General features: G+C 28.7%; 9 protein-coding genes. 7 read left to right on the forward strand and 2 right to left on the reverse strand.

The features are described from left to right. Positions 1 to 107: 107 nt before the first annotated feature. The 6 genes from U9R42_11450 (at position 108) to U9R42_11475 (ending at position 4,815) form a co-directional block, all read left to right on the forward strand. Positions 108 to 1,109: a MoxR family ATPase gene (locus U9R42_11450; GenBank protein ID MEA3496639.1), complete on the forward strand. Its 1,002-nt coding sequence runs from the start codon at positions 108 to 110 to the stop codon at positions 1,107 to 1,109. Between the two features lie 42 nt (positions 1,110 to 1,151). Continuing rightward, positions 1,152 to 2,030, forward strand: coding sequence for a DUF58 domain-containing protein (locus tag U9R42_11455; protein ID MEA3496640.1), 879 nt, complete (start codon positions 1,152 to 1,154; stop codon positions 2,028 to 2,030). A 26-nt stretch (positions 2,031 to 2,056) separates the two neighbouring features. Then, complete coding sequence (locus tag U9R42_11460; GenBank protein ID MEA3496641.1) at positions 2,057 to 2,992, forward strand: hypothetical protein; 936 nt, start codon at positions 2,057 to 2,059, stop codon at positions 2,990 to 2,992. 192 nt (positions 2,993 to 3,184) lie between these two features. Further along, a complete protein-coding gene (locus U9R42_11465) occupies positions 3,185 to 3,862 on the forward strand; it encodes a polysaccharide deacetylase family protein (GenBank protein MEA3496642.1) in 678 nt (225 codons plus the stop codon). Positions 3,863 to 4,036: 174 nt separating this feature from the next. Next, complete coding sequence (locus tag U9R42_11470; GenBank protein ID MEA3496643.1) at positions 4,037 to 4,318, forward strand: DUF1778 domain-containing protein; 282 nt, start codon at positions 4,037 to 4,039, stop codon at positions 4,316 to 4,318. Further along, entirely contained in the window at positions 4,318 to 4,815 is a 498-nt protein-coding gene (locus U9R42_11475; protein MEA3496644.1) for a GNAT family N-acetyltransferase, read from the forward strand. Before U9R42_11470 ends, U9R42_11475 begins: the two co-directional genes overlap by 1 nt. A gap of 348 nt (positions 4,816 to 5,163) precedes the next feature. On the opposite strand, the gene U9R42_11480 is transcribed toward U9R42_11475, so the two are convergent. Together U9R42_11480 and U9R42_11485 are read right to left on the reverse strand one after the other, a co-directional pair. Then, positions 5,164 to 7,164: an LTA synthase family protein gene (locus tag U9R42_11480; protein ID MEA3496645.1), complete on the reverse strand. Its 2,001-nt coding sequence runs from the start codon at positions 7,162 to 7,164 to the stop codon at positions 5,164 to 5,166. Positions 7,165 to 7,256: 92 nt separating this feature from the next. Next, positions 7,257 to 7,727, reverse strand: coding sequence for a hypothetical protein (locus U9R42_11485; protein ID MEA3496646.1), 471 nt, complete (start codon positions 7,725 to 7,727; stop codon positions 7,257 to 7,259). 145 nt (positions 7,728 to 7,872) lie between these two features. Here U9R42_11485 and U9R42_11490 point away from each other — a divergent pair, with 145 nt between their 5' ends. Next, positions 7,873 to 9,210 carry a Mur ligase family protein gene (locus U9R42_11490; protein ID MEA3496647.1) on the forward strand — a complete coding sequence of 446 codons (1,338 nt, stop codon included), beginning with the start codon at positions 7,873 to 7,875 and terminating at the stop codon, positions 9,208 to 9,210. Positions 9,211 to 9,449 lie beyond the last annotated feature (239 nt).

The raw sequence follows: 9,449 nt of genomic DNA on the forward strand, positions 1-9,449 counted from the left end.
TTTCTAATTCCTCATTCCTCAATTCTCAATTTTTTATGAAGGCATTAAATTTGCTCAAAAATTCCACTTTAAAATTCAAATTTTATTCAATATAAAAAAGATAAAATATGACAAACTTACCATCATCTGATATAAGAGAACTAAATGAGAAAATCAAAAATGAAAGTTCCTTTATAAACCTATTAAACATGGAGCTAGGCAAAACAATTGTAGGTCAGAAACATATGCTTGAAAGTCTATTAATAGGAATTTTATCACAAGGGCATATTCTTCTTGAAGGTGTTCCCGGTTTAGCAAAAACACTTGCAATAAAATCTCTTTCTCAATGCATAGGAGCAAAATACAGCAGAATACAATTTACTCCCGACCTTTTACCTGCCGACCTCACAGGAACAATGATTTATAACCAAGCAAAAAATGAATTTATTGTAGAAAAAGGACCTCTTTTTGCAAATTTTATCCTTGCAGATGAAATTAATCGTGCACCTGCAAAAGTACAAAGTGCTTTGCTTGAAGCGATGCAAGAAAAACAAATATCAATAGGTAAAACCACTTTTAAACTTGATGAACCTTTTCTTGTAATGGCAACACAAAATCCAATAGAACAGGAAGGTACTTATCCTTTACCTGAGGCACAAATCGACAGGTTTATGTTAAAAGTGAAAGTTTCATATCCGAATAAAAAGGAAGAAAAATCAATTATGAGACAAAATATAACAGAGCTTCCTAAGAAAATAAATAATGTTGTAAAACCTGAAGAAATTCTAAAAGCAAGGAATCTTATCAATGAAATATATATGGATGAAAAAATTGAGAATTACATTCTTGATATTGTGTTTGCAACAAGAGAACCTGAAGAGCATAATATTTCAAAAATAAAAAATCTGATTAGTCATGGAGCATCACCAAGAGCAAGTATTTATCTTGCATTAGCATCACGTGCATTTGCATTCATCAAAGGAAGAGGATACGTTATTCCCGAAGATGTTCGCTCTGTTTGTCATGATGTTATGCGTCATAGAATTGGACTTACTTATGAGGCTGAGGCTGAAAATATTTTGTCAGAAGATATTATAAACGATATTTTAAACAGCGTAGATGTTCCTTAATATTTTATAAAATAATAATTTCTCAAATAAAAGCTAGTAACATTGGAAACCAACGAATTACTTAAAAAAGTAAGACATATTGAAATAAAAACAAAGGGTTTATCCAATCACTTTTTTGCAGGCGAATATCATTCAGCATTTAAAGGTAGGGGAATTTCTTTTTCTGAGGTAAGAGATTATCAGTATGGTGATGATGTGAGGTCAATTGATTGGAATGTAACGGCAAGAATGAATAGTCCTTTTGTAAAAGTTTATGAAGAAGAAAGAGAGCTTACTTTAATGCTTTTAATTGATGTAAGCCAGTCTGATTATTTTGGAACTCAGCAAATGTTTAAAAATGAAATGATGACAGAAATAGCTGCTGTTCTTTCATTTTCTGCCATTAACAATAACGATAAAGTTGGAGTAATTTTCTTTTCCGATAAAATTGAAGAATATATTCCTCCCAAAAAAGGCAAAAAACATATTTTAAGAATAATCAGGCAACTTTTAAATTTTAAACCCCAGAACACTAAGACAGATATTTCGGAAGCAATCAGGTATTTTAATAATATTGTTAAAAAACGTTCTATTGCTTTTTTAATGTCCGATTTTATTGACTCAAATTATGATAAAGCATTGCGAATAGCATCACGAAGGCATGATTTTACAGGAATTCATATTTACGATATCAGAGAAAAAGAATTACCTCCTGTTGGTTTCACTCGCTTTTATGACCCGGAAACAGGCAAGGCAATGTGGATTGATGCTGATAAAAAATCTGTAAGAAAAAACTATAGTGATTACTACAATTCGAATATTAATTATATGGAGAAATCTTTCAAAAAATGTGGTGCGGAATTGATAGATATTCAGACAAGTGAATCTTATGTTTCTGCTTTAATCAAATTTTTTAAGAAAAGGGGTAAACGATTTCAGTAATTTTACAAATTAGTTTTTAAAAAGCTATGAACAAAAAAACTACAACAATAATATTTTTAATCTTAAGTTTGTTTTTTAATTCTGCATTCGGTCAGCTTCATATTAAAACAGAAATAGATTCAGCTAATATCACAATTGGAGACTGGATTAATTACACTTTGACAATTGATCATTCAAAAAACATTGAGATTTTATGGCCTTCACTAATTGATTCACTTGGCTCATTTGAATTAGTTGAATTATCAGAAATTGATTCATCAAAAAAAGATGATAAAAGAACAAAAGAACAAAATATTACAATTACAAATTTTGATTCCGGACAACAAGTTATTCCGTCAATAATTATCCGTTTTAGAAACTATGGAGATACGATTTTTCAAATAGCAAAAACCGATACCTATATCATTAATGTTTCAACAATTGCAGTTGACACCTCAAAGTCAATAAAATCAATAAAAGCACCATTAAAAGTTCCTATTGCTTTTCGTGAACTCCTACCCTATTTAATTGGATTAATCGCATTGCTAATTATTGCTTTAACAATTTATTATTTTGACAGGAGAAGAAAAAACAAAACATTTTTGGGAATAAAACTAAAGCCTGAAATACCTCCGCATTTAATTGCAATAAGGAAGCTCAGAGAGCTTGAAGACAAAAAAGTTTGGCAAAAAGGTAATCACAAAAATTATCATTTTGAATTGTCCTTTATCATTAAAGAATACATGGAAAATATTTATAATTTTAATGCAACTGATTTAACAACACCCGAAATATTGAATTATCTATCAAAAGAAATTAAAGAAGGAGAGCTTTATAAAGAAGTAAAAGGATTTCTTGAATTATCCGATTTTGTGAAGTTTGCAAAAGTAATTCCTTTGCCTGATGAAAATGAAAAATGCTTAAAAGTTTCTTATAAATTTGTAAATGAAACTAAGCCTATTGAAGAAGAAGGTGAGAGATGAGAGATGAGGAATGAGAGATGAGAAATGAGAGGTGAGAGATGAGGAATGAGAGGTGAGAGATGAGAGGTGAGTTTATAGAAATAAAAAATAATTAATTTGGAATGCAAATACTAAACTCGCAATACATAACAGAGTAAGAACATTTTTTCAATATTTACAATCTATTTATTAATAATTTCATAATTTTGAAATATGCATATTTTTCGTATCCCTAAGTTTGTTTATGGAATTTACAAAAATTTTATCTGGGAAATTCCTTCAGATGAAAAGGTTTTATATCTCACTTTTGACGATGGACCAACAGAAACAGCAACAAAATGGATACTTGAAATTCTTGAAAAATATAATGCGGAAGCCACTTTTTTTTGTGTTGGTCAAAATGCAAAGAATAATCCTAAGCTTTTAAAAAGCATAACTGATGCAGGACATTCAGTTGGCAACCACACTTATAATCATTTGAATAATCGAGAAACAGATACTGACAAATATTTTGAGAATGTTGAAAAATGTGCAGAAATTATAAATTCCAAATTGTTCAGACCACCTTATGGAAGAATTTCTTCAAAACAAGCCACAAAATTACTTGATAATAAATACAAAATTATTATGTATTCTGTCCTGACAAACGATTTTGACACTGACCTTTTTCCAAATTTTATTTTGCAAAAAAGTATTAAACAAACAAAAACGGGAAGCATTGTTGTTTTCCACGATAGTATTAAAGCATTTGAAAACCTAAAATTTGTACTACCAAAATATCTTGAATACTTTTTTGAGCAAGGATATAGCTTTAAGAAAATTGTTGATAAGGATAAAATAAGTAATCCCCCTACGGAGAAAAATCCGTTGAGTTTTTCAGCTAACGAATGATAAAATAAAGGGTTGAAATGAACAAAATTGAGAACTATTAATTGACTGTAAATTAAACAATTAACTTTGACGTTAGTTGGAATATCTGCAGAAATCATTGTACGGAATATATACGGATAAATGTTTGCATGTTACGGAATATATACGTACATTTGCAGGAAAAAACAGTAAGCAATGAGAATATCAAGTGAAAATAAAGCAAGGTTTGATACAAGGTTATCAAAAGAACAAAAGGACTTTTTTGAAAGAGCGGCAATTCTTGGCGGTTATAGAAATCTTACTGACTTTGTAATATCGACTGTTCAAAAGAAAGCAAAAGAAATCATTCAAGAACGCGAGAGAATAATTGCATCAAAACGAGATAGCGAAATATTCTTCGATGCCATTACAAATCCGGACAAACCAAACAAGGAATTGTTTTCAGCAGCAAATGATTTTAATTCTTTATTTTCATAATGGAACAATTAACAGAGGTTCTCAACCCAATACACAGAAAAATGGAGTTTTCGTGTGGAAAGGATATTCTAGACAAATATCTTCATCAACAGGCTAATCAGGATATAAAAAGAAAACTTACAGTTTGTTTTGTACTAACAGATTCAGAAATCATAAAAGGATATTACACTATATCTAACAATAGTATATCTCAAGAAATTGTACCACCAAAATTAAGGAGAAAACTTCCAAATTCATACACTTCAATTCCAGTAACTTTACTCGGAAGATTAGCCATAGACAAGAAATTTCAAAGAAAAGGTATCGGTAAAATATTACTTATAGATGCATTAAAAAGGTGTTATATAATTTCCAAGAGTATTGGTTCTTTTGCAGTAATTGTTGACCCATTAGACAATGATGCTGAAAATTATTATGAGAAATTTGGTTTTATAAAATTACCTGATAGCGGAAAAATGTTTTTATCAATGATTACAATCAAGAGTTTGTTTAAATAAAATACTGTGCCCAAGTAGGTAAAGGGAAATTTCACCCATAAACCTCTCACAACTTGTTGTAAATGGCAAAAGTAAAATCACCAATTTTAGGTAATACCGAATCTGAGTTTCGTAATCGGCTACTATTCTAATAAAAACTCTTATAACCCCCGAACCCGGATAAACTGGAAAATAATAACCGCCACAGATTCACAGATTTTGAACTGCCTTTGGTTTTTGCTTTGTAAAAATTTATTCTAGTAAATTCCTTTTAATCTGTGAATCTGTCTTCGGCAGACGTAGTCTGTGGCAGTTTTTGTCCTTTATATATTTTCTGCCAAAAAAAACACGAATATTAGAAATAAGAGCCTAATGAATTAAAGAGTCAGGAATAATTTTATTACTCTCACAGGCATATTTATTAACTTTTTTATATTCCCTTAGTTTGCCTTTAAGTTCAACAAGTTTTGATGGATCATTTTGTGGAACAAGCCCAAAATGAGGAGTAATTGAATATAAAATATTATTTGAAAGAAAATATCTTCCATCAAGATAATCGTCAATAGAATTTTTTGTACGCATAATTGGTAAGGAGTGAACATTTCTAAATTGTTTAGTAAAATCAATCCCTGTGCTAAGCCATGGAACAACATTTGGAAAATCTAAGCCATAAGTAAATTTAAGAAAGGATAAAAGCGTAGGTGTTAAATCTCTATGTGTTGAAATCGAAGAAAATTTTTCTGCTTTTTTTAATAAAGGAGAATATATAAAAAACGGAACATGATATCTATCAATCCTTGATGAATGAGGTATTGGAATCATTCTATGATCACCTGTTATAATAAAAATTGTATTATTAAAATCATCACGTTTTTTAAATTCATTAAAATAATATCTTAGTGCATCATCTGTATAAAGAATACAAGAATAATTTTCTTTATATGTTCTATACTTATTTTTTTCATTTTCAAAAAGTTTCATTCTACTAAGTTTCCTTTCAAATTGTTTATAATATTTTTCTTGATTTAGAATTTTGAAAGGGTCATGAAGAGAAAGAGTCATAAAAATTTCAAGATAAGGTTGACGACTATTTTTCAAAGTTTCAAGAGTGAATTTATATGCTTCTAAATCACCATATCCCCAAGACATTTTACTGTTTGTACTTGGCATTCTTTTATATTTTGAAGAGAAATCATTTTCATCAATAATTCTATCTATTTTTTGCCTTTTAAAAAATATATTCATATTATCAAATTCACTATGTCCGCCATAAATAAATCTAGAATAATAACCGTTATCTTTTAATAAACTTATCATTGACAAATGATCAGGCATATTCACACCCAACTCCAGAAATCCTTTATTACTTGTTGGTGCAGAAGCAAAAAGAGCAGGAAAAACAGCAAAGGTTCTTCCGCCTGTACTTAAAAAATTCTCCCAGTACAAGCTATGCTTTTGTAATGAATCTAAAAAGGGAGTAAAACTTTTAAGGTATGCATTAGGTCCACTGAAAGCTCTTGCAAGACTTTCTACAATTATTATAACAATATTAGGTGGGGAATTTGAATCAGTAATTTCAAAATATTCTCCTAAGGTATTTGTACTGTCTTCATATCTTAAAAATGGAAATTCTTTATTTATTTTATTATAAATCCCTTCTTTTAAATTACTCTTTGAGCTTCCTTTATTACTATAATTATTTACATAAGCAAATTGATCTTTACGTTTCTCCTTATATATCTCATGACTCTGATATACTAAGTAATTCACTTTATTTATAACAATAAAATATTCAACATCTTTAACAAAGTTATATGGTTTTGGTGTAAGTTTTCCATAAAAAATTACTGACAAAAAACTAATTGACCAGAAAGTAATATAAACAAACCTTCGAGCTTCAATTTTGTAAAATATCCAAATAAGAAAAATAAATAATCCAATAAATAAGATTAAAGGTAAAAAAGTTGAAAAGTTCATCTCTACCGATGCATTTACTGTTTCAATAACTTCTTGTTTTGAGTAACCAAAAATATCTTTCCCAAGTGGAATTAGTAGATTAATAAAATATTGTGAAAAAGAAACATAAATAATTGTCAACAAAAATATTACAGCAATTAGAAATCCTGTACCCAATTGTTTTTTTATATTAAATAATATTAAATACGGAATAAGAAAAATAAAAGATAGCTGAAAAATAAAAACTAAATCATAAAGGAATCCTGTTAGTTCCAATCCAAAACTACCTGACGGAAGGTTATGACTTGCAGAAATTGAAATGTATTCAAATATACGAATAATAAAAAATAAGGAAAGCAAAACTAAAATTAATGAAATAAACTTCATTCCTGCAACATCAATATGTAAAGGCATAAATTGCCTTTTGCTATTTTTAACTATTTTTTTCTTTTTTACTCTTTGCTTCTTTTTCTTCATACTAAATAAGCATTGCACTCATATTTTTATTAAAATGAGTTTGAAATTGTTAGTTTATCGCCTGTATGTACAAGATTATAAGTTCTAAGCGGATATTTTGCAGGTCCATGCATTACAGTTCCATCCATTTGAAACCTTGAATCACAACAATCCCCTTCTTCCTTACCACATTTGATAAAAATTCCTGAATCATCAACATAAAGTACAGAGCATTCTTTTAACGGCTCATAAGTACAAGTTCTTTCAATAGCAATATATGTATCGTCATAATAATGAACAATTAACAATCCGTTATAGCCCTCATTATCAATATATACATAGCCTCCTGCATGAACGAGATTATTGAACTGAGGAAGATTTAGATTTATTTCATAATTAATGTAAACATCAGGAATATTATGATAAGTCTCATCATCATTACAATTAGTAAATAAAATAATTAAAAATAATAAAGGTAAAATTAATGTTTTATATCTTTTATTTAAAAAAAAACTTTTCATACTTAGTTTCTAAACAATTTGTAATATGTTGATATTATAAGCTTCAAAGGTAAGAAAAATATTTTGATTGTATTAAATTTGTAATTTTGTAATTCGTTAAAAAAACTTAATTAACAATCAAATAAACAGATAAATAATCAAATATATGAGAGTACATTTTATTTCAATAGGTGGAAGCATAATGCATAATCTAGCAATAGAATTACAAAACAATGGTTTTGAAGTAAGTGGTTCTGATGACGAATTTTTTGAACCATCAAAAAGCAGATTGCAAGAAAATGGACTATTACCAAATAAAAAAGGCTGGAATACAAATTTAATAACTAAAGAAATTGACATTGTTGTTTTGGGAATGCACGCAAAGTCTGATAATCCTGAATTGAAAAAAGCCATTGAACTAGGTTTAAAAATACAATCTTTCCCTGAATTAATTTATCAAAACACTAAAGAAAAAACTCGTGTAGCAATTGCCGGAAGTCATGGAAAAACTACAATTACATCAATGGTTATGCATGTTCTAGCAAAAACTTCAAAAGATTTCGATTACCTTGTAGGAGCAAAACTAAAGGGTTTTGAAAATAGTGTTAAATTAACAACCACCGCCCCAAACATCATACTTGAAGCTGATGAATATTTGAGCTCTGCAATTGACAAACGACCAAAATTTTTATGGTATAAACCTCAGATAACTTTAATAAGTGGTATTGCATGGGACCACATGAATGTTTTCCCAACTTTTGAAAACTATAAAAAACAATTTATTGATTATATAGAAAGCCTTCCCCTGAATGCAGTATTAATATATTACAAAGGCGATAAATTGCTTAATAAAATTGTAAATCAATTTAAAAACTTTAAAAAAATACCCTATGATTTTCCTGATTACAAAGCAGAAAATGGAAAGTTCAAATTAGAAACAAAAAATGGATTTCTTGAGTTGAACATGTTTGGCAGTCATAATCTTTTAAACCTTGAAGGAGCACGATTAGTGTGTGAGCAACTTGGAGTAAACAATGATAAATTTTATAAAAGTATTGGTGATTTTCAAGGAGCAGGCAAACGTTTAGAAGTAATTTATAAATCGGATGACTTAACAATTTTTAAGGATTTTGCACATTCACCATCAAAAGTAAAAGCCACCATAAAAGGAATTAAAGAACAATATCCCGAACGGAAAATAATTGCCTGCCTTGAGTTACATACTTTCAGCAGTTTAAACAAAGATTTTATTCCTGAATACAAAAACACTACAAATGATGCTGATGAAATATTTGTTTTTATAAATGAAGAAGCAGTAAATCTGAAAAGATTAGAATTAATGTCTGCTGATGAAATTCAAAAAGCATTTAATAATCCCAATATTGAAGTTTTCTTTGACATTAATAAACTTGATAAACGGATAGGAAAATTGAATAAAAACAATTCTATTATTCTACTGATGAGCTCAGGGGATTTCAAGAAATGGGATTTAATACCAAATTAACATCATGTCAAGCATAATATTTCGTTACAAGATTTGTTGTTTTTTACTAAGCAAAAAGCAACTTTAACTTAGACTTATACCAAGTTGTGTTCAAAGCTACCAATATAATTCGTTTCTTTTTTGCTTGTATTTCTTTATAAAATCTTTCCATAGCTATTGCTATGCAAAGATTTTATGCATCATTCAAACAAAAAATAATTCAAATTCTAAATGATACATTTGAACGCAACTTGGTATTA

It is taken from the genome of Bacteroidota bacterium (assembly GCA_034723125.1).
Lineage (GTDB): Bacteria > Bacteroidota > Bacteroidia > CAILMK01 > JAAYUY01 > JAYEOP01.